Genomic DNA, 23,494 nt, shown 5'->3' on the forward strand with positions numbered 1-23,494 from the left:
ATTCGGCGACCAGAAGGTCGTTCGCGCAATAGATCCGGGCCAGCCGTCGCCCGTCGTCGGTGACGTGCGCGTGGCCGCTGTGCGGATCGAGAAGGACGTGGCCGCGTTCGTCGAGCAGGGCCAGCACCCCGTCGAACGTGTCGGTGAGGCGGTCGGTGACGGTCGCGATGCGGGTGCGCATCGTGTCGGTGTCGTCGTCCAGGGTGTGCCGCCGGTCCGCGAGTGCGAGCAGGCGGTCGCGGTCGCCGCGCCGGTGCACCGGATGTGAGCGCACGGCCCGTGCCAGCGCCGTCACCGTGTCCGACGGGGCTGTGCCGCGTGCGGCGACGAGACGATCACGCAACGCGAGATACTCCGGAAAGCCCTCTGCGGCAGCGAGTTCCGAATCGAGATCGCGCAGCATCGCGGTGTTGGTGCGGGCCGCTGCGGTGAGGGCTGCGACGGACTTCTCGGCCTGGAACTGGGCGAAGGACCGACGCAGGAGGTCGCGGGCGGCGTGCGCGCCGAGCCGGTCCACCAGGTTCACGGCCGTGTTGTAGCCGACGCGCAGCGAACTGGTCAGCGGATAGGTGCGGGTGGACGCGAGGCCGGCAACCGTCGCCGGTTGTACCTCGGGGGTCCACAGCACCACCGCGTGACCTTCCGTATCGATGCCGCGGCGACCGGCACGTCCGGTGAGCTGGGTGTACTCGCCGGGGGTGAGGCGCTCGGGGCCGTCGGCGGTGGGTTTGACGAGGCGTTCGAGAACGACGGTGCGTGCCGGCATGTTCACGCCGACCGCGAGTGTCTCGGTGGCGAAGACGACGCGGACCAGTCCGAGGCCGAACAGTTCCTCCACGGCGTGCCGGAACACCGGCACCATCCCGGCGTGGTGGGCCGCGAAGCCGCGTTCGAGCCCGTCCAGCCACTCGGCGAAACCCAGTGCGTCGAGGTCCGCGGGAGGCACTGTCGCCGTGTGTTTTTCGACCACAGTACGGATCCGGTCGACATCCCCGGAATCGGTGAGCCGCAACGACGACCGCAGGCATTCGTCGACCGCGGCGTCGCAGCCGGAGCGGCTGAACCGGAACCAGATCGCGGGCAGCAGATCCTCGGCCTCGAGCCGCGCCACCAGTTCGGGACGGTCGGCGCCGGCGGGACCGGGAGTCGCGGTGCGTCGTCGGCGTCGTGCGCGACCGGGAACCGCGGGCGCCGCCTCGACGAGCTGCCGGTGCGCGATGTACCGGACGAGTTGCTCGTCGACGGTGCCGGTGACGGGGGAGAACAGGTCGAACAGCCGGCCGCCGGCGAGGACGTGCTGCCACAGCGGCACCGGCCGGTGCTCCTCGACGACGACGGTCGTCGGCCCGCGCACCCGGCCGATCCACTCGCCGAACTCCTCGGCGTTGCTCACCGTCGCCGACAGGCTCACCAGGCGCACGGCCGGAGGGAGGGTGAGGATGGTTTCCTCCCACACGGCGCCACGGTCGCGGTCGGCGAGATAGTGCACCTCGTCCATCACGACGTGGGTCAGCCCGGCCAGCAGCGGGGAACCGCCGTGCAGCATGCTGCGCAGCACCTCGGTCGTCATCACGACCACCGGGGCGTGCGGGCGCAGCGAGAGGTCGCCGGTGAGCAGTCCGACGTGGTCGTCCCCGAACCGGGCCGCGAGGTCGCTGTACTTCTGGTTGCTCAGCGCCTTGATCGGTGTGGTGTAGAAGCACTTGCCCTCACCGGCGAGCGCGAGGGTCGCGGCGAACTCGCCGACCACGGTCTTGCCGGACCCGGTGGGTGCGCACACCAGCACGTCCCGGCCCTCGTCGAGCGCGCGGCACGCGCGGAGCTGGAAGTCGTCGAGGGCGAAACCGAGGGTCGCCGTGAATCTCGCGAGCCGGGATTCGTCCTGCCTGCACACACTCACCACAGTAGGGCCTTCGGCCCCGTGTGCCTCTGTGGCGGCCGGGCCGCCACAGAGGCACACCGAGGACGTCAGTCCTCCGGCACCTCGAGAGCGACCTCGATGTTGCCGCGGGTCGCGTTGGAGTACGGGCACACCTGGTGCGCCTTCTCGGTCAGGGCGAGCGCCTGCTCGCGCGGCACGTTCGGGAGGGTGACCTCGAGCGTGACGGTCAGCTCGAAGCCGCCGTCGTCGTTCGGGCCGATGCCGACGCGCGCCCCCACGGCCGAGTCGGTGATGTCGGCCTTCTCCTGCCGCGCGATGAGCTGCAGCGCCGAGTGGAAGCACGCGGCGTAGCCGGCGGCGAAGAGCTGCTCGGGGTTGGTGCCGTCGCCGGAGCCGCCCATTTCGGTCGGCATGGCGAGTTGCAGGTCGAGGCGGCCGTCGGCGGTGCGGACGTTGCCGTTGCGGCCGGCGCCGGTGGAGAGGGCTTCGGCGGTGTAGAGGACGTTCATGTCGTGCTCCCTGTCGTTGTCGATGTTGCGGTGTGGAGCGCCGCGGTCATTCGGTGGAGCGTGTCGCGCAGGGCGACCAGTTCGGCGATGTCGAGGCCCGATGCCCGGGCGATGCATTCCGGGATGTCCTGCGCGGCCGAGCGCATCTCGATGCCGGCGTCGGTCAGGTGCACGACGACGCGGCGTTCGTCGGTGCTCTGGCGGCGTCGTTCGATCAGCCCGGCGGTTTCGAGCCGCTTGAGGAGCGGCGAGAGTGTCCCCGTATCGAGAGCGAGCGCATCGCACAGGTCCTGGACCCCGCGACCGTCGCGTTCCCACAGCGCCAGCATCACCAGGTACTGCGGATAGGTGATGCCGAGCCGGTCGAGGTGCGGCCGGTAGACGGCGGTGGTGGCCCGCGAGGCGGTGTAGAGGGCGAAGCAGACCTGCTGGTCGAGGGCGAATGCGTCGGACACGAACATGAATGTAGTGCACGGTTATGTTGTGCACAATATGAATGGACGCAACCATCTGGGTGACGTAGCTCACGGATCGGCGGGAATTGATCGGGTATCCGGCACGTTAGTTGAGTTCGTAAGACTCAAGTCTCGAAAGAAAGGCTTCGGAATGCCGTCATTCTTCGGGCCTGGTGGCCCTGGCCGCATCGACATCTCCCGCTTCCTCGGCCGCGGCACGCAGGACCTCATGGCCGCTGCGGCACGCTTCGCCACCGAACGCGGCGACGCGGACCTCGATGCGCTGCACATCCTCCGCGTCATGGCGGAGCAGGACCCGGCCCGGACGCTCATGACCCGCGCCGGAGCCGATCCCACCGCGGTCGTCGCGGCCGTCGACGAACGCCTCCCGGCGCCGGGCGCCGGAGACGGCGTGACCGCGCCGGTGCTCAGTGGCACCGTCCGGACCGCGCTGCTCGAGGCGCACCAGCTCGCCCGCGCGCTCGGCTCGACCTACATCGATCCCGAGCACGTGTTCTTCGCGCTCGCCGCCGACCGCACCCGCGGCCCTGGCCGGCTGCTCGCGTCGCTGGGGGTGACCCCGCAGTCGCTGCAGGCCGCCCTGCAACCGGCAACCGCTCCGCCGCAGGCCGAGTCCACGACCCCGACCCTCGACAAGTTCGGCGTCGACCTGACCGCCCGTGCCTGCGACGGGCAGATCGACCCGGTCATCGGCCGTGCCGACGAGATCGAGCAGACCGTCGAGATCCTGTCCCGCCGCACCAAGAACAATCCGGTGCTCGTCGGCGAGGCCGGTGTCGGCAAGACCGCGATCGTCGAAGGGCTCGCCCAGCGCATCGTCGACGGGGACGTGCCGGACAGCCTGCGCGACAAGCGCATCGTCCAGCTCGACCTGACCGCGATGGTCGCCGGGACCCGCTACCGCGGAGACTTCGAGGAACGCCTGACGAACGTGCTCGACGAGATCACCGCGCAGTCCGGTGAGCTGATCGTGTTCATCGACGAGATCCACACGGTCGTCGGTGCGGGCGGTGGTGGCAGCGAAGGCGCCATGGATGCCGGCAACATCCTCAAGCCGAAGCTCGCGCGCGGGGAACTGCACGTCGTCGGCGCCACGACCCTCGACGAGTACCGCAAGCACATCGAGAAGGATCCGGCGCTCGAACGGCGGTTCCAGCCCGTCACCGTCGGCGAACCCACCCACGCGGACGCCGTCGAGATCCTGCGCGGCCTCCGCGACCGGTACGCCGAGTTCCACGGCGTGGTCTACACCGACGACGCGCTCGAAGCCGCGGTGGACCTGTCCGTCCGGTACCTGCCGGACCGGCACCTGCCGGACAAGGCGATCGACCTGATCGACCAGGCCGGTGCCCGGCTGCGGCTGCGCACGCCGCGCGTCGACACCGCCGAGCTGCGCGATCGCCTCGCGGCGCTCGAGGTCGAGAAGGACGAGGCCGTCAAGGCGGAGCAGTACGAGCAGGCGTCGCGGCTGCGCGACGAGATCGCTTCCGTGCAGGCACGTCTCGGCCAGGCGGATCCGACGGCCGAGGCGCCCGAGGTGAACTCCGAGGTGATCGCCGAGATCGTCTCGCGGGCAACCGGAATCCCGGCGACCCGCATGACGCAGGCCGAGAAGGACCGGTTGCGCAACCTCGAGGACGAACTGCACAAGCGGGTCGTCGGGCAGGACGAAGCGGTGCGCGCGGTCGCGCGGGCCGTGCGGCGCAGCCGTGCCGGCATGGCCGATCCGCACCGGCCCGTCGGCAGCTTCCTGTTCCTCGGGCCGACCGGTGTCGGCAAGACCGAACTGGCCAAGGCGCTGGCCGAGGTGCTGTTCGGCGAGGAGAACAAGATGCTGCGCATCGACATGAGCGAGTTCGGCGAACGGCACACCGTCAGCCGCCTCGTCGGTGCCCCGCCCGGATACGTCGGCTACGGCGAGTCCGGTCAGCTCACCGAGCAGGTGCGGCGCAACCCGTACTCGGTGGTCCTGCTCGACGAGATCGAGAAGGCGCATCCGGACGTGTTCAACACGCTGCTGCAGGTGCTCGACGACGGCCGGCTCACCGACGGCCAGGGCCGCACGGTCGACTTCACCAACACCGTGGTGATCATGACCAGCAACCTGGGCTCGGACATCATCTCCAGCCGCGGCGGGGCGCTCGGCTTCACCACCGGCGACGCCGAAGCCGCCGAGAAGCCGCTGCGGGACCGGGTGATGGGCCGGCTGCGCGAATCGATGCGACCGGAATTCCTCAACCGCATCGACGAGATCGTGCTGTTCCGCAAGCTCGACACCGAACAGCTGCACCGCATCACGGATCTGCTGCTCGACGAGTCGCGGGCACGGTTGCAGGCCAAGGGAATCGAGCTCGAGATCGCGACCGACGCGGTCGACTGGATCGCCGAGCGCGGCCACCAGCCCGAGTTCGGGGCCCGGCCGCTGCGCCGCGCCATCCAGCGCGAGGTCGACGACCGCATCGCCGACCTGCTGCTCGACGACGAACTCGTCGAAGGCAGCGCCGTGACGGTCGCGGTGGAGGACGGCGAACTCGTCGTCCGGTAAGTACGCGGACAGGTGCCCCTCGCCCGAATTGGGCGAGGGGCACCTTCGCACGTTCTATATTCGCGGGATGGAGCAGATCCCCGTCTTGCCGCTGCCCGCCCGCACCCGGCTGTTCGGTGCCGTCCTGCGGGTCCTGGCCCGCGAGCCGTCCGACGGGCCGGAGATGGTCGCGTTGCGGGCACGCCGGGCCCGGCTGATCGCCTCCGCACCGGGACGACTCGTCGTCGGGACGGACGCGGCGGGGGTGGTCGTGGCGGATCGGCACATCGACGACGGAATCCGGTTGCGCATCCACACTCCGGCCGGCACCGGACCGCGCCCGATCGTGGTGAACTACCACGGAGGCGGCTGGTGCATCGGATCGCCCGAGCAGTCCCGCTGGATGGCGGGCCGGGTCGCCGCGCAGGCCGGGGCGATCGTCGTGTCCCCGACCTACCGCCTCGCCCCCGAACACCCGTATCCGGCGGCGGTCGACGACGCGTGGACGGCATTGCAGTGGGTGCGGGCGAACGCGGCCGAGCTGGGTGGGGATCCGGACCGGATCGCGGTCATGGGGGACAGTGCGGGCGGGAACCTGGCCGCGGTCGCGGCCCTGCACGCCCGCGACATCGACGGTCCCGCGTTGCGCGCCCAGGTGCTCGTGTATCCGGCGGTCGAGATGTACGAGCGGTGGCCGTCCGAGGATGCGCACGCGGACGCGCCGCTGCTCACGTCGAAGCAGATGCGGACGTTCGGGCGGCTCTACCTCGGCGAGGGCTACGGCACCGAGGACTGGCGGGCATCCCCGATCCGGGCCGCCTCGCACGAGTCGCTGCCGCCGACACTGATCCTCACGGCCGGACACGATCCGTTGCGCGACCACGGGTTCCGCTACGCGGACGCGCTGCGGGCGGCGGGGGTGGAGACCGAGCACCACCACTATCCCGACACGATCCACGGTTTCGTCGCGCTGCCGGGCGTCGCGCCCGCGGCGCACACCGCGGCCCGCGACGTCGTCGAGTTCCTGCGCCGAACCCTGTGACCCGTGCGTGGTTTCGGTAGCGCCGCTACCAAAACCACGCACGGGTCGGGGTGCGCCGAGTGCTCAGCGCCACTGGGTACGACCCCCTTTACGCAACCGGCTTCCCGTGTCACATCGGCGTGGACTCCGCGGAGTGGTCCAGCCAGATTCCTGCAGGGGCGCAGACCAGACCGATGTCCTTGAGGGTCGAGATCCCTGCAGGGGCGGCCACCACGTCGAAGACCGCGTTGACCGCGGGCATCGCCGTCATCGTGTCCCACTCGTGGTTGCCCCACGTGTCGGGAGGGATGAACCGGATGCGGGTCTGCACTTCGGGCTCACCTTTGATGATGACGTGATAGTGGTCGTCGTCGAACTGCCAATCCGTGTTGAGCTGTTTGGTGAGATACCACGCGACGTTGGATTGGACGACCGTCCTGCCTCCGATCGTGCCGTTCCAGCCGGCACGTATGGCTGCGATGGTGTTCTTGTCGATGCGCAGCCAACCGAGATCGACATCTGTCGACGCCGTGGCGTGTTCGATGTAGAACTCCATGTCGTCCAGCCGGTAGCCCAGAGCGGTGGCCATGCGGCGGACCGAGTCGCGGAAGGTGCTCAGCCACAGCTTCGACATTTCCACTGCCTCGGGCGTCGCTTCGGGCAGCGAGAAGCCGAGTGCCTGCCAGGTCTCGGCCGATTCGTAGACCGACACGTCGGCCGACTCGAAGATCGACACCATTTCCACGTCTCGGCACACCGCGGTCATCGCCGTCACCATCGTGTTTATCCAGCCGGGATTGACACCGGAGATGTAGAGCGAGCTGTTTCCGCGTTCGCACGCGGCAGCCAACTGCTTCTCCGTTTCTCCCTGGATGCCACCGACATTGAGAAACAGGTTGGTGCTGATCACGTCCAGGCCGCTCTCCAGCAACCGCACCGCGTGATCGAGGTCAGCCATGAACGGGGTGTAGATCACCACATCGGCATCCAGGGCGATCAACGCGTCCACATCGGTCGTGGCGACGACTCCGGTGTCGGGACGACCGCACAGGGAGCCGGCGTCCACTCCGTTCTTCTCGGGCGAGTAGGCGTAGACCCCGACCAATTCCAGACGGGGGTCGTCGAGGATTCCGCGCAGGCTGAGCTTGCCGACCTTTCCCGTGGTCCATTGGATAACTCGCAGTTTCGTCACTGGTTCCTCCATGCCGGCGGCCGCCCCGGCTGGGCGGGTCGGGTGTTCAACGGTCGTGCCGGCCGTCGGTGAGCACCTTCGGCCGCACCGTGAGAATGCAATTCTCCTCACAGGGTGGCCGGACTGTAGCAAGGGAACGGTCATATTCTCAGGGAATCGGGCTCACTCGATGGAACAGGAGACCGGTGACATCACCGTTCGTGTGCCGGCCGCCTTTCGCGCAGACGGATCCGACGATCGAGGGCGCCTGAATGCAGGGGGATATCACCCGGCGTCGGGGAAGTCCACGATCGCCAGGTTCAGCGGCAGTTCATCGGTCCGTGACTCCGGTTCCGGAAGCTTGCCCTGCAGGAACGTGCCGCTCAGGTAGTCGTCTGCATCGGCGATCTGCTGCGGCGCGACTTGCCCGTCGTAGTCGAAGCCCTTGATCTCGTACGGCAGCGAATCCGCCTCGAGCAGGCTCGGACCGTCCATCAACTGGAAATGCAGATGGGACGCGTTCGCGTTGCCGGTGTTTCCGAGCTTGCCGAGCACCTGGCCCTCGGTCACCTTGTCACCGGGCTCGACCGTGACCGACCCGGAGATCATGTGGGCGTACATGGCGTACACGCCGTTGCCCAGATCGAGCACGACGTGGTTGCCGTCGACGTTCTCGACGGTCAGTTTCGCCGCCAATTCCGGATTGTTCGCGGGTAGGACGCCCGGGGCGTTCGCCTCCATCCCGTCGAGGATCGAGACCACGGTGCCATCGGCGACGGCGAGGATGTCCGTCCCGTAGTCGACGTAGCTCTCGTTGCTGGTCTTGTCGCCGGTGTAGAACTCGCCCTGGTCGTTGGTGCGCTTCCAGTCGATCGCGAACCGCTGGCTGTTGTTCAGCTTGCCGTTGACCGACATCAGCGAACTGCGATGCGGGAACCCCGGTTCGCAGCATCCGTTGAGCGCGATCCAGTTGTCACCACGGACCGGGGGAGCGATGGCCGGCACGGTCTGTGTGGAGAAGGCGACCGGCGTCGTCAGGTAGTCGATCGGTCCCGGCGTACCGAATGCCGGTGAGGCAGCGCCGGTTCCGTAGAGGTGGTGCAACAGGGCCTTCGGTGCCTGGTCGAGCGAGTCCAGGGTGAAGTCGACGAACAGGACCCGGCTTTCCTGCGGCGGGATCGCATTGCTGTCGACGTAGCCCGCGGGCAGGTCCCGCAGGCGATTGCAGTCGCCGAAGGCACACGTCGGATCGACCAGCGCCGAACCGGAGAAACTGGCGATCACCTTGGTCGGATCCTCGCCGTCGACGACATCGATCCTGTCAAGGCTCGCCGGCACCTTGGTGGCGTTGGTGAGCTGCAGGTCGTAGGCGACGTGGTATTTGCCGTCGGTTCCGCGGAACGGCAGCGGCGAATTTCCGATCGTGTCGAGCGTGAGCGCGGTGAATGCATCGGGCACTGTCACGCCGGCGACGGAACCGGCCGGAGGCGGCGCGGTGGTCGTCGAACCGGCGTCCGAATCCGACGAACATCCGGCCCCGACGAGTGCGACGGAGGCTGCGAGCGAGACGAGAAGGATGGGGGCGCGGCGAATTGTCACGCTGAGACTCCGTTTCTTCGGTTTCGCAAGAAAGTACCAGGACATAACTAACTTTTCGGACCTTCGGCTGTGGTGCCGCTGTAGGGGTCGAGAACTCGTCCAGGTGGACGCGGTGTTGTTCGGGCGATCAACCGGACGGCCCATGCGGTCTCGGCGGGTTCGCTTTCAGCGAGAAGCCCTATTGCGTCACGTTGAGCGTCAGGGTTCGAAGGCGTCGGACCAACAGGCTGTGTTCCCATTCGGGTTCCTGGTCGTCGATGTTGAAGGCAGTGGTGGCGTCGAGGAGGTGTTCGAGCGCCATGCGGCCCTCGAGCCGAGCCAAGGCGGCTCCGACGCAATGGTGAATCCCCTTCCCGAAGGCCATGTGAGAGCGGTGAGTTGTCGCGCCGAGATCGACGGCATTCGGGACGTCGAGCGTTGCATCGTCGCGATTCGCCGCGGCCCACGACAGATAGAGGTGTGAACCTGCGGGCAGCGCGACCCCACCCAGGGTGGTGTCGGCAACGACGTGCCGGTAGTGGCCACGGAAGGGCGACTCGAGTCGCAGTGCTTCTTCGATGAACCTCGGAAGGAGATCGAGATCGGCGCGCACCTCACGTTGGATCTCGGGGTGGGTTCCGAGAAGCCATGCAGCGCTACCGATCAGGCTCACGGTGGATTCGATGCCCGCGGCGACGAGTTGGATGAGGATCATCACGGCTGTCTCGTGGTCGAGGTCACCGGCGCCGACCGTGCGGGCGAGATCTCCCATCACGTTGTGGCCGGGCTCTTCCATGGCTGCGCCGAATGCCTCCGAGAGGTATGCGCTCAGTTCGCCGACGGCCTGTGTCGCTGCTTCGAGCTGGTCGGCGGTGACCACGCCGTCGAGAAGAACGGTACTGGCAAGGGACCACCGCACGAGGTCGTCGGTGTCGTAGGCGGGAAAGCCCAGCAGTGCGGCGACCACACTGATCGGTAGACGCTGTGCGACCGCGCGAACCCAATCGATACATCCTTTCTGGAGGCCCGCGGTCCACAGCGCGCTCAGCGTCTCGGAGATGAACGGCTTCAGGCGGCTGACCCGCCCGGTGGTCAGAGACGGCATCACCAGCGCCCGGTGAACGCGGTGCGTGGGTTCATCGGCGGTGGCCAGCACGTGCAGCGGCGACCCGAGTTCGGCGATCGGAAACGCAGTCACGGTGCCGTCGGGGTGCCACACCATCGTCGCGGTGAGGTTCGACGAGAACTCCTCGTGTCGACTCACGGCTTCGGCGATCAGGTCCCAGGATGTAACCAGAAAGAACGGTGAGTCACCGAGTCGGTGGACCGGGTCTCGACGTCGGAGTTGCGCGAAGTAGCCGTACGGATCGTCGAGATCATGCATACGTCGAGATTGCGTAACGGGACGTCTGCTGACAACCAGTCGACACCAGGTCGGTACGTCCTGATTCCGCCCGTCGCGGTACGTGTCTCAACCCGGGCGTGTGACCTGCGCCGATCTGCCGTGAAGAATCTGCTGATGTCTCACACTGCGACTATGGGTTATGACTGGTTGATCGAGGGGAAGCGCTCCGACGTCGCCCGAGACCGCCTGATCGCTTGCGCTGCAGAACTGATCGCCAGGCGTGGAGTGGCCAAGTTCGACATCAACGACCTCGCTCGGCACGCACACTGTTCGCGAGCGACCGTCTACCGGCACGCCGGCGGTCGCACGGCCATCATCGAGTCCGTCCTGATGGCCGCATCGGCTGACATCGTCGCCGCCGTCCGCACCGCGACCGCAGGCCTCGACGGTCGCGACCGGGCAAGCGTCGCGATCTCGGTGGCACTACGAGAACTCCGACAGGACCGAGTGATTCGACAGTTCCTTCGCTCGGGCGATCTGATGACGATGGCACCCACCGCCATCACCTCGGGTACGGTCGCCACGCTTGCGGCCGATCTCATCGGGATCGATCCATCCGACACCACCTCGACGGAATTCGCCGTCAGATCGTTCATGACACTGCTCCTCTGGCCGGCCGGGTCGGTCGAGGAGAACAGCCTCATCGAGGCGATGATCACCGGGATCAACCGCCGCTGAAGTTGCCTCCGACGACCGCCACCTACCCGAGCCGCGGACCCCCGAGTCATGCAAGCAGTGACAACCCGAGGCACCTCGAAATCTGTTCACTGAATCTGCGGATACCGTCCAGCTCTATTCGCGACAACTGTTTCGTTCTGCCCAATTGCTCACCGATAGCAGATATTCCGGCATTTCAGGCATCGGCAACCGACTCGATCGGTCACGCCGGGGGAGGCTGCCGATGCGTCGGGTGTGGAGTGCTGTCGGCGGGGTTGTCGATCGGACCCGACATGCACCACGGCCGCTGACGAAACCAGACTTCCCGTTGTCAGGCGCACACCGGTGACCGAGGCGCACACTTGTAGGTATTCGAATCATCCGATGGAGGCCCGGGAGCCTGTGCCGGGTCCTGTCTCCGAAAGGAGCCGGCGGATGCCGTACACCGAAGACGACCCCAACGAAATCGCCGTCCCCATTCACAGAGGCGCCCACATCGCCGACCCCGGGCCTTTGGGTCTGGCGGCCTTTGCTCTCACCACGTTCATCCTGTCCTGCGCCAACGCCGGATTCATCTCGTCGGATGCGGAAGCTGCCGTCTTCGGGGTGGCGTTGTTCTACGGCGGCCTCACCCAGCTCGCCGCCGGAATGTGGGAATTCCTGAAGGGCAACGTCTTCGGAGCGACGGCCTTCAGTTCGTACGGCGCCTTCTGGCTGAGCTTCTGGTATCTGGTCACCTACGTCACCGAGGACATGGGCGACGAGAGGCACGTCGGGGTGGGAATCTTCCTGCTGGGCTGGACCATCTTCACCGTCTACATGTGGTTCGCCAGCACCCGGATCAGCATTGCCCTCTTCGTCACCTTCTCGGTGCTCCTCGTCGCGTTCGTCTTCCTGACTCTCGGGGCGCTCCTGGAGGTGACCGGTCTGACGAGGGTCGGCGGCTACTTCGGACTCGCCGCTGCCGCCGGCGCGTGGTACACGTCCGCGGCCGGGATCCTCAGCACGACGTTCGGGCGCGTAGTCATACCCACGGGCCCGCGCGGATAGGGCCAAGGGCCTGCGCGGTTAGGGGTCCGATCCGGCAGGTGCGGACGCGTCTGTTACTCTCGTCGTCATGCAGCGCGCATATTTTTGGTTTAGCAGGCCGGCCCGGGGTGGGTCGGTCGGCGTAACCGAGCGCTGACTTCACCACCTACGAGCCGGACAACGGACCGGCTCGCTGGAATCTCATCTTCTCGTGGGTCGGCCTGAGAACAGGAAACCGAACCCAATGAGCACCCAGATCGACCGCATCTCGACCTCGAATCTCGACGAGCAGCGCACCGTGCGGATCAGCCCCCTCGTGGCGCCGTCCGTCGTGCGCGCCGAGCACGCCCCCGACGAGGTCGCCGCCGCGACCGTGCGTTCGGGTCGCGCCGACACCGTCGGCATCCTCGACGGCACCGACGACCGCCTGCTCGTCGTCGTCGGACCGTGCTCCGTGCACGATCCGGCCGCCGCGATGGACTACGCCCGCCGTCTCGCCGCGAAGGCCGACGAACTGCGCGACGACCTGCACATCGTCATGCGCGTCTACTTCGAGAAGCCGCGCACCACGCTGGGCTGGAAGGGCCTGCTCAACGACCCGCACCTCGACGGCACGTACGACATCAACACCGGTCTGCGGATCGGCCGCAAGCTGCTGCTGGACGTGTCGAGCCTGGGTCTGCCCGTCGGATGCGAATTCCTCGACCCGATCCTCCCGCAGTACTACGCGGACCTGGTCACCTACGGCGCGATCGGTGCCCGCACCGCCGCCAGCCAGGTGCACCGGCAGCTGTGCTCGGCGCTGTCCATGCCCGTCGGCATCAAGAACTCCACCGAGGGCGACGTCCAGGTCGCGGTCGACGGCACGCGCGCCGCTGCCGCCAGCCACGTGTTCCCCGGCACCGACCTCGACGGCCAAGCCGCGCTGATCCAGACCGTCGGCAACCCCGACTGCCACGTCATCCTGCGCGGCGGCAGCAGCGGCCCGAACTACGACGCCGAGACGGTCGCCGACACCCTGGCCCGGCTGCGCAAGGCGGGTCTGCCGGAGCGGCTCGTCGTCGACGCCAGCCACGGCAACAGCAGCAAGAACCACGAGAAGCAGGTCGACGTCGTCACCGACATCGCCGAGCGGATCGTCGCGGGGGAGAAGGGCATCGTCGGCCTCATGCTCGAGAGCTTCATCGAGGCGGGTCGTCAGGACCTGACCCTCGGCAAGGCCGACGAGCTCGAGTACGGCAAGTCCATCACCGACGCGTGCATCGACTGGGCGACCACCGCCGACCAGCTCGACCGTCTCGCCGCCGCCGTGCGCGCGCGTCGCGCCTGACGGCTCGCTCCACCCCACTCCCATGCCCACCGGGCGACTTGACCCTGACGCAACGTCAGGGTTGATGCTGGGGGCATGAGAATCAGCGAGCTCGCGCAGGCAGCCGAGACCACCGTCCGGACGGTTCGGCACTACCACCGGCTCGGGTTGCTGCCGGAACCGCCGAGGTCCTCCAACGGGTACCGCGTGTATTCGTTGGAGGACCTGGTCCGGCTCATGCGGATCCGCTGGCTCGCCCGATCCGGGGTGCCACTCGGATCCGTCGCCGCGGTGCTCGGTGCCGCCGACGACACCGACGACCTCGGAGCCGACCTCGAAGCGCTGCTCGCCGCCGTCGACGAACAGCTGCGAATCCTGCAGGTCAAACGAGATTCACTCGCGGAGATGCTCGACCTGCACCGGCGCGGCGAACCGCTCTCGCCCCTGTCCGCGCCGCTCGCGCAGGCGTTCGCCGAACTCGTCGACGGCGAGACCGATCCCCGCGTGCAGGAGTTGTTCGTCCGGGAACGCGACAGCTGGGAAATCCTCGCGCTGTCCGGACAGACCCCGCAACTGTTCGTCGACGCCGCGACCGCGGCCCTGACCGACCCGGAACGCCGGCACGAATTGGTCGCCCTCTATCGCCGGTTCGGCGCGCTCGCCGGCCGCGACCCCGCCGATGTGACCGAGGAGATCGAGGAGATCGCCGACGCACTGGCCGCCTTCTTCGACGATCTCGGCGACCCGGACGGGATGTTCGCGCAATGGGCGACGACCGCGGCCGACGTCGCCGACAGTCCCCACATGGCCGAGGTCCTGCCCGATCCCGCGCAACGCGCCGTCGCAGTCCGGGTCATCGAGACGATCGCAGCGCGGGCGGTGGAGTCGTGACCGCGCAGCGGATCCACCGCGGCGCACTGGTGGTGGCGATCCTGACGGCGCTGACGAACGCGGTGCTTGCCGCCGTCGGCATCCTCGCCCCCGGAACCGCGTTCGTGCTGTGGCTCGCGGTCGAAATCCCGTTGTTCGCCCTCGTTGTCGCCGTCACCGTCGTTCGGATCCGGGCGCTGCGTCGATCCGGCGCCTCCTGGAACGCCGTGCTCGACGACCTCGCCGGCCCCGCCGTCGCCGGTCTCATCCGCGCGGAACTGCGCGCCTACCGATCGCTGTGGCTGTTCGCCCGGCGGCGCCGCGACGGCCTGCACGACGGCGTCGTCGCGATCGGCTACACCAAAGGGCACGATGGGCATGCCCATCGCCTTCCTGATCGCGTGTGTCGTCGAGACCGTCGCCATCCACCTGCTCGTGCCGTGGCCGTGGCTGCGCACCACCCTGCTGGTCGTCTCGGTGTACGGCTTCGTGCCGCTGCTCGGCATGCTCGCCGCCCGCGTGGTCCATCCGCACCTGCTCGACGACACCCGCTTCACGATCCGCTCGGGCCACCAGACCGTGGCGACCGTCCGCCCGGAGAACATCCTCGGGGCGAGGGTGCACAGAAGGTTCGGGCACACGTCCCCGGTCGCGGAGGACGGCGTGCTGTATCTGCCGGGCCCCGACGGCACCAATGTCGATGTGCTGCTGCGCGACCCGCTCGAGGTGAGATTGCCCCATCTGTTCGAGCGCCGGCGCACCACCGCCGAGGTCGCGCGCGTGGCGTTGCAGGTCGACGACCCCGGCGACCTCCGCGCCGCACTCGCCATGACGCGCAGCGACACCGGGATCAGCTCAGCGGGGTGAAGTCCCGGCTTCCCAGATACTCGGGGCGTGGTTTCGGCGCGGCGAACGGCTCGACGAGCGTGTTCTCCACGCTGTTGAACACCACGAACAGATTCGACCGGGGGAACGGGGTGATGTTCCCGTTCGAGCCGTGCATGCAGTTGGAGTCGAAAACTGTTGCCGATCCGGCCGATCCGAGGAACGTGGCGATGCCGTGCTCGGCGGCCATCTTCGTCAGGGTGTCCTCGTCGGGTGACCCGGTCGGCGGCACGTGCGTCACCAGCGACTGCTGGTGATAGTTCTCGGGCGTCTCCCCGGCGCACGCGACGAACGTGCGATGGGACCCCGGCATGATCATCAAACCGCCGTTGTAGCCGTAGTTCTCGGTGAGCGCGATCGAAATGCTCAGTGCGCGCGGGCGGGGCATGCCGTCCTCCGCGTGCCACGTCTCGAAATCCGAATGCCAGTAGAACGGTCCGCCCCGGAATCCGGGCTTGACGTTCAGCCGGGATTGATGGACATACACCTCGGATCCGAGCAATTGTCTTGCAATACCGGCAATCTCGGGTCTGCGAATGATCTCGGCCACGACACTGCTGAGGCGGTGCACGTCGAACACGGATCGCACGTCGCCGCTACCGCTCTCGCGCACCACCCGCTCGTCGCCGACCAGTTCGCGCCCCAGCCGGGTCGTCTCGGACAGCAGTGCGGCCACGTCGTGTGCCTCGAGCAAGGCGTCGACGGTGTGGAATCCGCGGCGGTCGTACTCCTCGACCGCGTCCGCGTCCAGCGGGCCGTCCGTCGCCGGACCCCAGACGGCGGGATCGGGCCGGGCCACCGTGGTGGTGCCGGTGCGGTTCCGGGTCGCATAGATGTCGACGGCGGTCGTGCGCATTGCGCGTATCACCCTCTCGTGATCGATGACGGTTCGCTTCCGACGCTCTCACCGCCCGTGTGCGAATGCAACTCCGCAGACGGGATCACCCGCCGTGCGGACCCTTTCGGGAGTAGGGTCGCTCGCGACGAGGGTTGCCGACACGAACGAGGGACGATGGCCGACACCATGCGGGCAGCACGATTCCATGCCGAATCGAAAACCAATGTCCTGGAGGATGTTCCGATTCCATCACCGGGGCCCGGGGAAGTGCTCGTCAAGGTCGAGTTCTGCGGGATCTGCCATTCCGACCTGAGCCTGCTCGACGGGACCTTCCCGCCGCTGCTGCCGGTCGTCACGCAGGGGCACGAAGCATCCGGCACCATCGCTGCCCTCGGCGCCGGGGTCACCGGCTGGCAGATCGGCGATCGCGTGATCCCGTCCGCCGGGCGCCCGTGCTTCCAGTGCCGCAGCTGCCGCCGCGGCGACCTGGTCAACTGCGAGAACATCCAGCTGATGGCCTTCGCCTACGACGGCGCATGGGCGGAGTACACGGTCGCGCAGGCCGGCGGCCTGACTCGCATCCCCGACAACGTCTCGTTCGAGCAGGCGGCGATTCTCGCTGATGCCGTCTCGACTCCCTACGGCGCCGTGGTGAGGACCGGGCAGGTCCGGGTCGGCGAGGCGGTGGGCGTGTGGGGCGTCGGCGGGGTCGGTACGCACATCGTGCAGCTGGCGCGGCTCGTCGGCGCCGTCCCGGTCATCGCCCTCGACATCGATCCGGTCGTCCTCGACCGGGCGCTCGAGCTCGGCGCCGATTACGCCTTCGACACCCGCGACCTCGACCTGCCCGCCAAGATCACCGAGGCGACGAACGGCAAGGGTCTCGACGTCGCGTTCGACTCCGCGGGGCTGAAGGTCACTTTCGATCAGGCGCTGGGGGCGGTGCGCCGCGGCGGGCGGGTGGTCGTCGTCGGATTGAGCGGACAGGAGGCGTCGCTCGGCCCGACCGCGAACTTCGGGTTGTCGCAGAAACAGGTGCTCGGACACCTGGGGTACAAGAACGTCGACATCGAAGTCCTCGCCGAACTCGTCTCCCGCGGCCGGCTCGATCTGTCCCGCTCGATCAGCGAGATCGTGCCCCTCGAGAACGTCGCGGAGGGAATCGAGAAGCTGCACAATCACGTCGGCAATCCGATCAGGATTCTCGTCCGGCCCTGATCTGTCGGTACCCGGTCGTATCGTCGGCCCATGGGATACGAATTTCAGGTGACGGTCGACTCGAACAGCCCGCATACGCAGGCGAAATGGTGGGCGGAAGCGCTGGGATGGAGGGTCGAGCCGAGCAACGAGAACTTCATCCGCGGTCTCATCGCCGCCGGGCAGGCCCGCGAGAACGATACCGAGATCTTCGAAGGCAAGCTGGTGTGGAAGATCGGCGCCGCGATCTCCGATCCGGAAACCCCGGCCCGGCCGCGCGTGCTGTTCCAGCTCGTGCCGGAAGGCAAGACGGTGAAGAACCGGCTGCACTTCGACATCCGCGCCGGCGACGACCGCGACGCGCTCGTCGACAAACTCGTCGCGGCCGGCGCGACCGTCCTGTTCCGGGGGAGCCAGGGCCCGTACGAATGGGTCACGATGACCGATCCGGAAGGAAACGAATTCTGCGTGGCCTGACCGAGGTCGGGGCCCGACAGCAGGTCAGCGGTAACTACGCGGCGTGGACCCGGTCCAGCGCTTGAACGCGCGCCGGAACGCGCTCGGTTCCGAGAAGCCGAGTCGTGCCGACAGATCGTCCACCGATTCACCGCGGCGCAGGCCCGCGATGGCGGCGTCCCGCAGCACCTCCTCCCGGAGATGGCCGAGTGACGTGCCCTCCTGACGCAGCAGGCGACGCAGGTGCGGGGCGCTCACCGAGAGCATGTCGGCGATGTCCTCCGCGCTGGCGGTGCGTCCCTTGATGCCCGACTCGAAGATCCGGCGCACCTGCGCCGACGCGGTCGACTCGTAATCACGTTCCGACAACATGAGATTCGGTGATTCGCGCAGGTACTCCTCGAGGCTGCTCTCGGACTGCACGAGCGGTGATCGCAGCGCGGCATTGTCGATTTCCAGGGCTGCACGGTCGGCGCCGAACGTGACGGGGACACCGAAGATCGCGTCGTAACTGCGAGCGAGCACCGGATCCGGTTGCGGGTAGGGCAGCACCACCGATTCCAGGCGCACCCGCCCGCCGACCAGCCACGCCGCGAATCGGTGCAGCAGCATCAAGAGGAAATCGACTGTGACCCGGGTTCTTTCGGTCACCACGTCGGGGAGTCCGACATCCAGGAAGGTCGTTTCCGGGCCGGGCGTCAGCGTCAGGGTCGGCAGCGTCCGCATGACCCGGTTGACCTCGATCATGCGGGTCAGGGCGTGCGACAGGTCGGGGCAGTGGATGAGGGTCAGGCACATCACCCGGAAGGATCCGCGTGGAACCGGTCCCGAGCCGAGTCCGAACAGTTCGTCGTCGGTGATCTGCCACGTCACCTGGGTGAACCGGCTGACCTGCTCGGGTGTGAGGCGCGCGTGCGGTTGTGCCAGCACCGCCCGGCTGATTCGCGCCGCATCCAGCGCCGGGGCGAGATCGACTCCTTCGGCGGCAGCGAGCTGGACCGCCCGGCTCACGAAATCGGACGGAATGGTGGGAGCCGACACGTCAGCGCGCCTCCCGCAGGGTCCGCAACCGTCGCACACCTTCGGCGAGAACCTCGTCGCGTTTGCAGAACGCGAACCGCACCAGATGATTCCACCGCTCGGGATGATCGACGAACGCGCTCACCGGCACCGCGGCGACACCGATCCGCTGGGGCAGGCCGCGACAGAACTCGACAGCGTCGGTCACGCCGATCGGGGTGACGTCCGCGCACACGAAATATGTTCCCGCCGAATCGAGTACGCCGAATCCCGCGTCGGTCAGTGCCGTGGACAGCAGGTCGCGCCGGCGTTGCAGGTCGTCGCGTTGCGCCGCAACCCAGGCCTGCTCGTGGTTCAGCGCGTACGCGACCGCGGGCTGGAAGGGTGCCCCGGCGACGAACGACATGAACTGCTTGGCGGCGCGCACCCCGTCGATCAGCTCGCGCGGCCCGAGCGCCCAGCCGATCTTCCAGCCGGTCACGTTGAACATCTTCGCCGCACTCGACACGGTGACGGTGCGTTCGGCCATGCCGGGCAACGACGCGAGCGGGGTGTGCCTCCGGCCGTCGAACACCAGATGTTCGTACACCTCGTCCGACAGCACCAGCAGATCTCGTTCGCACGCGAGCTCGGCGACCGCGGTCAGCGTCGCGTCGTCGTACACGGTGCCCGTCGGATTGTGCGGGGTGTTGACGACCAGCATGGTGGTGCGGTCGGTGACCGCGGCGCGCAGCGCGTCGACGTCGAGCACGAAACCCGACCCGGAGCGTTCCAGGGGAACCGCGCGCCGGGTCGCCCCGGCCAGCGCCACCGACGCGGCGTACGAGTCGTAGTACGGCTCGGTGAGCAGCACCTCGTCACCGGGTTCGACGAGCCCGAGGATCGCGGCGCTGATCGCCTCGGTCGCGCCGACGGTGACCAGCACCTCCCCGTCGGGGTCGTATTCGAGTCCGTACCGGGCGGCGCGATCGTCGGTGATCGCGCGGCGCAACTCCGGCATGCCCGGGCCGGGCGGGTACTGGTTGACGCCGTCGGCGATGGCCTGACGGGCCACCTCGAGCATCGCCGCGGGACCGTCCGTGTCGGGGAAACCCTGGCCCAGGTTCACCGCGTCGTGCTGTATGGCCAAGGAGGTCATCTCGGCAAAGATCGTGGACGCGAACGGTCGGAGCCGGTTGACCGTGCGGACCGGTCGCGGTGACGTCATCTCAGCCATTTCACCAGCGTAGCGGGGGTGCGGTGTGTTCGATCGGGCAGTAGTGTCACATTCGGGAAGGCTACCTCGTCCTAAGAGATGAGCGGCCCATACGGGGCCGGTGAAGAACGGAGACGATCATGGCTCGCATTCCCGTGGTGACCCCCGACCAGGCCGGCCCCGCGACCAAGGTCGCGTACAAGATGGCGGCGCGGATGTTCGGGGAGGTGCCCGAGCCGTTCACGGTGCTCGCCCACCACCCGGGCCTGATGCGCAGCAACGCCGTGCACGAAATGCTCGCGCAGCGGGCGTCGAAGGTGTTGCCGAAGAACGTGCGGGAGATCGCCGTGTACCGCACGGCCTGGAACATCGGATGCTCGTGGTGCGTCGACTTCGGGACGATGCTGCAGCGCCTCGACGGACTCGACACCGAGCGACTCGAACACATCGCCGACTACAAGACCTCGGACCTGTACAGCGACGACGAACGCGCCGCGATCGAATATGCGGACGCGATGACCGGCAACGTCCGCGAGGACGTCACCGACGAGCAGGTCGCGGATCTCGAACGCCGCTTCGGGCAGGCCGGGCTCGTGGAACTGACCTACCAGATCGCGCTGGAGAACATGCGGGCCCGCATGAACTCGGCGCTGGGCATCCACGACCAGGGCTTCAGCACCGACGCGTGCCGTGTCCCGTGGGCCGTGTCCGATCAGGCAGGCACCGAGACCGCCTAGAACCGAGAGTGCCGAGGACCGGGACCGCTCAGGGCAGCACGATCTCCTCGATCGGCCCCGGGTTCCAGGCGATCTCCCAGCGGAAGCCGTCGGGATCGGAGAAGTAGCCGGTGTAACCGCCCCATTCGCGGTCCGTGCCGCCGGTGACGGTTCCGGCGCCTGCGGCACGGGCCGTGGCGAGCACGCTGTCCACCTCGTCGCGGGCTGCGACGTTGTGCGCGAGTGTGACCGGAGGGATGCCGTCGCGGGACGTGGTTCCACCGACCTCGGCCTCGAAGTGCGCACGATCCCAGAGGGACAGGACGACGTGCGCACCGACCTGGATCATGAGGACCTCGCCCGGAACATCGACGGTCGCCGTCCAGCCCAGCCCGTCGACGTAGAACGCGCGGCTGCGGGCCACGTCGTCGACGGCCAGGGTCACGAAGCTCAGCCGTTGATCCACTTCACTTCTCCTCGGAGTCGGTCGTCCACGGGGACGGCACCTTGACCCGTCGCAGCTTCTCGGGATTCGCGATGTCGTAGGCCGCCCAGACCTGACCGTCGACGACCGTGCACGCCATGATGCGGCCCGGGAATCCCTGGTGGGTCGCGTCACCGGGGGATCCGCTGTTGACGAAACCGAGCTGCCCGTTGACCAGGGCGGGTGTGAAGCCGAGCAGGGACCGTTCGCCGTACTTCTGGACGAGGCCGAGGAAGAACCGGGCGGCCTTCTCGGGTCCGATGATGACGTTGACGGCGGTGCGGGTGGTGCCGTTCGCATCGCCGATCATGCGGGCGTCGGGGTGGAGTGCCGCGACGACCGCCTCGAGGTCGCCGGTTGCGATCGCCTCCATGAGCCGCTGCACGGCGGCGTTGTGCTCGTCGTCGCTCACCGGCGGGGGTGCCGCGCCCGCAACGCGCCGCGCGCGGGACGCGAGTTGCCGGGCCGCGGCAGGTTCCACCCCGAGGATGTCGGCGATCTCGCCGAAGGGCACGGCGAACGCGTCGTGCAGGACGAACGCGACTCGCTGCGCGGGGGTGAGGCTGTCGAGCACCACCAGCGCGGCGAGGCGATTGTCCTCGAGTTGCACGACCTGTTCGAGCGGATCCGGAGGCGTGGCGCCGGCCAGCGGGGTGACGATCGGTTCGGGCAGCCACTGGCCGATGTACTTTTCCCGCCGGACCGCCGCGGAGCGCAGCCGGTCCAGGCACAACCGTCCGACGACGGTGGTCAGCCATGCCCGCAGGTCCTCGATGTCGTCGGAATCTGCGCCGTCCAGACGCAGCCAGGCATCTTGGACGGCATCTTCGGCGTCGGCGACGCTTCCGGTGAGCCGGTACGCGACCGACAGCAGGTGGGGCCGGTGTTCCTCGAACGAATCGACGAGCGACGCAGCGCGCATGGGTCCGATGGTACGACGCCCGCTCGCTGGGCGGGCGGTGCGCGCCACCCTTGATATGCAAGTGTGCACTTGCCTATAGTGGGCTCGTGGCCGACGTCTTCCATGCGCTCGACGACCGGACGCGACGCATCATCCTCGACGAACTCGCGGCGGGTGACGGCCGCACGCTTTTCGAGATCTGTTCCGTGCTCTCGATGCGTCACGGACTCGGCCTCACGCGCCAGGCGATCTCGCAGCATCTCGCGGTGCTCGAGGCTGCCGGACTGGTGGTCACGGAGCGGCGCGGACGATCCAAGTTCCACTACTTCGACCCCGCACCGCTCGCCCAGATCACCGAGCGGTGGCCCCTTCGCGAAAGGACAGACCGATGAGGATCAACCTGACGAGCGTGTTCGTCGACGACCAACGAGCGGCCCTCGCCTTCTACACCGACGTGCTCGGTTTCGTGAAGCACCACGACATTCCGATCGGTGACGCCTCGTGGCTCACCGTCGTCTCGCCCGATGCGCCGGACGGACCGCAGCTGCTGCTCGAACCCGCGGGGCACCCGGCGGTCAAGCCGTATCGGGACGCACTGCGAGAGGACGGAATTCCGTTGGCGCAGTTCGCTGTCGACGACGTGGAGGCCGAGCATGCCCGGCTCGCCGCCAAGGGCGTCGAGTTCACGATGCCGCCCACGGACATCGGCACCGCGGTCGTCGCCGTCTTCGACGACACGTGCGGCAATCTCATCCAGATCGTGGCCGAGAAATAGTTGCAAGCCGCAACATCGATTGTGCCCCGACGCAATTCGCGTCAGGCACTCGTTCACGACGTAGTGGCGTCCTCGGTCGACGAACTTCGGCGTGATCCCCGGCGACATGCGGCGATATCCTTGAGGAGACGCCAGGAAGTGGGGCGTACGGAGGAACTTGCGCCGGTCGTGCCGTCGGGACCGGCGCGTGCGAACTACGAGTCGGCGGAGTGAGTAGCTCGTCCGATGAGCGCAGCGGATCCGCTCGACACGCAGACGTACCCACCCGACCCGGCCGGGGAGTTGACCGCTGCCGGTTTCGAGGGGGTCGAGCAGATCGGCCACGGCGGGTTCGGAGTGGTCTACCGCTGCACCCAGGTGGACCTGCATCGCACGGTCGCGGTGAAGGTGCTCACCGTCGATCTCGACGAGGAGAACCGGGCCCGGTTCTTCCGGGAGCAACAGGCGATGGGCCGGCTGACCGGGCACCCGAACATCGTCCACATCCTGCAGGTCGGCACCACCGGCAGCGGCCGCCCCTACCTCGTGATGCCGTACCACCGACAGGGGTCCCTGGAGGCGCGGATCCGCGTCGGGGGTCCGCTGCCGTTGGAGCG

24 protein-coding genes are annotated in these 23,494 nt (G+C 68.0%); 13 read left to right on the top strand and 11 right to left on the bottom strand.

Going from position 1 to position 23,494, the window contains the following annotated elements; translation table 11 throughout:
* The 3 genes from ACN675_RS20220 to ACN675_RS20230 all read right to left on the bottom strand — a co-directional run.
* Positions 1–1,894: DEAD/DEAH box helicase (locus ACN675_RS20220; RefSeq protein WP_420752549.1), on the bottom strand; the 1,894-nt coding region annotated here is incomplete at its 3' end.
* Positions 1,895–1,968: 74 nt separating this feature from the next.
* Positions 1,969–2,391, bottom strand: a complete 423-nt coding sequence (locus tag ACN675_RS20225) for an organic hydroperoxide resistance protein (RefSeq protein ID WP_420752550.1) — start codon at positions 2,389–2,391, stop codon at positions 1,969–1,971.
* A complete protein-coding gene (locus tag ACN675_RS20230) occupies positions 2,388–2,852 on the bottom strand; it encodes a MarR family winged helix-turn-helix transcriptional regulator (protein WP_420752551.1) in 465 nt (154 codons plus the stop codon). The genes ACN675_RS20225 and ACN675_RS20230 overlap by 4 nt, the downstream gene beginning before the upstream one ends.
* A gap of 145 nt (positions 2,853–2,997) precedes the next feature.
* Between ACN675_RS20230 and ACN675_RS20235 the strand changes: the two genes are divergently transcribed.
* Entirely contained in the window at positions 2,998–5,412 is a 2,415-nt protein-coding gene (locus tag ACN675_RS20235) for an ATP-dependent Clp protease ATP-binding subunit (RefSeq protein ID WP_420752552.1), read from the top strand.
* A 67-nt stretch (positions 5,413–5,479) separates the two neighbouring features.
* The gene (locus ACN675_RS20240; RefSeq protein ID WP_420752553.1) at positions 5,480–6,433 is read left to right on the top strand and encodes an alpha/beta hydrolase; all 954 of its coding nucleotides are present in this window, start codon (positions 5,480–5,482) and stop codon (positions 6,431–6,433) included.
* Positions 6,434–6,542: 109 nt separating this feature from the next.
* On the opposite strand, the gene ACN675_RS20245 is transcribed toward ACN675_RS20240, so the two are convergent.
* The 3 genes from ACN675_RS20245 to ACN675_RS20255 all read right to left on the bottom strand — a co-directional run bounded on the left by ACN675_RS20245 (position 6,543) and on the right by ACN675_RS20255 (position 10,545).
* Entirely contained in the window at positions 6,543–7,604 is a 1,062-nt protein-coding gene (locus ACN675_RS20245; RefSeq protein ID WP_420752554.1) for a hypothetical protein, read from the bottom strand.
* Positions 7,605–7,868: 264 nt separating this feature from the next.
* The gene (locus ACN675_RS20250; protein WP_420752555.1) at positions 7,869–9,182 is read right to left on the bottom strand and encodes a M23 family metallopeptidase; all 1,314 of its coding nucleotides are present in this window, start codon (positions 9,180–9,182) and stop codon (positions 7,869–7,871) included.
* Positions 9,183–9,360: 178 nt separating this feature from the next.
* Entirely contained in the window at positions 9,361–10,545 is a 1,185-nt protein-coding gene (locus tag ACN675_RS20255; RefSeq protein ID WP_420752556.1) for a cytochrome P450, read from the bottom strand.
* Here ACN675_RS20255 and ACN675_RS20260 point away from each other — a divergent pair.
* The 5 genes from ACN675_RS20260 (at position 10,540) to ACN675_RS20280 (ending at position 15,298) form a co-directional block, all read left to right on the top strand.
* Entirely contained in the window at positions 10,540–11,244 is a 705-nt protein-coding gene (locus ACN675_RS20260) for a TetR/AcrR family transcriptional regulator (RefSeq protein WP_420752557.1), read from the top strand. The genes ACN675_RS20255 and ACN675_RS20260 overlap by 6 nt on opposite strands.
* 414 nt (positions 11,245–11,658) lie before the next feature.
* A complete protein-coding gene (locus ACN675_RS20265; RefSeq protein ID WP_420752558.1) occupies positions 11,659–12,273 on the top strand; it encodes an acetate uptake transporter in 615 nt (204 codons plus the stop codon).
* A gap of 223 nt (positions 12,274–12,496) precedes the next feature.
* The gene (locus tag ACN675_RS20270) at positions 12,497–13,582 is read left to right on the top strand and encodes a 3-deoxy-7-phosphoheptulonate synthase (RefSeq protein ID WP_420752559.1); all 1,086 of its coding nucleotides are present in this window, start codon (positions 12,497–12,499) and stop codon (positions 13,580–13,582) included.
* Between the two features lie 75 nt (positions 13,583–13,657).
* A complete protein-coding gene (locus ACN675_RS20275) occupies positions 13,658–14,452 on the top strand; it encodes a MerR family transcriptional regulator (RefSeq protein ID WP_420752560.1) in 795 nt (264 codons plus the stop codon).
* 357 nt (positions 14,453–14,809) lie between these two features.
* Positions 14,810–15,298, top strand: a complete 489-nt coding sequence (locus ACN675_RS20280) for a hypothetical protein (protein ID WP_420752561.1) — start codon at positions 14,810–14,812, stop codon at positions 15,296–15,298.
* Here ACN675_RS20280 and thpD read toward each other — a convergent pair.
* Positions 15,282–16,172 carry an ectoine hydroxylase gene (gene thpD / locus ACN675_RS20285; protein ID WP_420752562.1) on the bottom strand — a complete coding sequence of 297 codons (891 nt, stop codon included), beginning with the start codon at positions 16,170–16,172 and terminating at the stop codon, positions 15,282–15,284. The genes ACN675_RS20280 and thpD overlap by 17 nt on opposite strands.
* A 156-nt stretch (positions 16,173–16,328) precedes the next feature.
* On the opposite strand from thpD, the gene ACN675_RS20290 reads away from it, so the two are divergent.
* Positions 16,329–17,372, top strand: coding sequence for a zinc-binding dehydrogenase (locus tag ACN675_RS20290; RefSeq protein ID WP_420752563.1), 1,044 nt, complete (start codon positions 16,329–16,331; stop codon positions 17,370–17,372).
* A gap of 30 nt (positions 17,373–17,402) precedes the next feature.
* Entirely contained in the window at positions 17,403–17,828 is a 426-nt protein-coding gene (locus ACN675_RS20295; RefSeq protein ID WP_420752564.1) for a VOC family protein, read from the top strand.
* A 24-nt stretch (positions 17,829–17,852) separates the two neighbouring features.
* Here the strand turns inward: ACN675_RS20295 and ACN675_RS20300 are convergent, their stop codons facing one another.
* The gene (locus ACN675_RS20300) at positions 17,853–18,848 is read right to left on the bottom strand and encodes an AraC family transcriptional regulator (protein ID WP_420752565.1); all 996 of its coding nucleotides are present in this window, start codon (positions 18,846–18,848) and stop codon (positions 17,853–17,855) included.
* Position 18,849: 1 nt separating this feature from the next.
* On the bottom strand, positions 18,850–20,043 hold the full coding sequence (locus ACN675_RS20305; RefSeq protein WP_420752566.1) for a pyridoxal phosphate-dependent aminotransferase: 1,194 nt from the start codon (positions 20,041–20,043) through the stop codon (positions 18,850–18,852).
* A gap of 119 nt (positions 20,044–20,162) precedes the next feature.
* Between ACN675_RS20305 and ACN675_RS20310 the strand changes: the two genes are divergently transcribed.
* Positions 20,163–20,759, top strand: a complete 597-nt coding sequence (locus ACN675_RS20310; RefSeq protein WP_420752567.1) for a carboxymuconolactone decarboxylase family protein — start codon at positions 20,163–20,165, stop codon at positions 20,757–20,759.
* 28 nt (positions 20,760–20,787) lie between these two features.
* Here the strand turns inward: ACN675_RS20310 and ACN675_RS20315 are convergent, their stop codons facing one another.
* Both ACN675_RS20315 and ACN675_RS20320 read right to left on the bottom strand, forming a co-directional pair.
* Entirely contained in the window at positions 20,788–21,204 is a 417-nt protein-coding gene (locus ACN675_RS20315; protein WP_420752568.1) for a VOC family protein, read from the bottom strand.
* 1 nt (position 21,205) lies between these two features.
* Positions 21,206–22,144 (bottom strand): sigma-70 family RNA polymerase sigma factor, encoded by a 939-nt coding sequence (locus ACN675_RS20320; RefSeq protein WP_420752569.1) that lies wholly within the window; start codon positions 22,142–22,144, stop codon positions 21,206–21,208.
* Between the two features lie 86 nt (positions 22,145–22,230).
* On the opposite strand from ACN675_RS20320, the gene ACN675_RS20325 reads away from it, so the two are divergent.
* The 3 genes from ACN675_RS20325 to ACN675_RS20335 form a co-directional block, all read left to right on the top strand.
* Positions 22,231–22,515, top strand: a complete 285-nt coding sequence (locus ACN675_RS20325; protein WP_420752570.1) for an ArsR/SmtB family transcription factor — start codon at positions 22,231–22,233, stop codon at positions 22,513–22,515.
* On the top strand, positions 22,512–22,898 hold the full coding sequence (locus tag ACN675_RS20330; RefSeq protein WP_420752571.1) for a VOC family protein: 387 nt from the start codon (positions 22,512–22,514) through the stop codon (positions 22,896–22,898). Before ACN675_RS20325 ends, ACN675_RS20330 begins: the two co-directional genes overlap by 4 nt.
* A gap of 225 nt (positions 22,899–23,123) precedes the next feature.
* Positions 23,124–23,494, top strand: a 371-nt coding sequence (locus ACN675_RS20335; RefSeq protein ID WP_420752572.1) for a protein kinase domain-containing protein, incomplete at its 3' end; no start/stop codon positions are given.

The sequence above is a fragment of the Rhodococcus sp. O3 genome, from assembly GCF_048897285.1.
Classification (GTDB): domain Bacteria; phylum Actinomycetota; class Actinomycetes; order Mycobacteriales; family Mycobacteriaceae; genus Rhodococcus.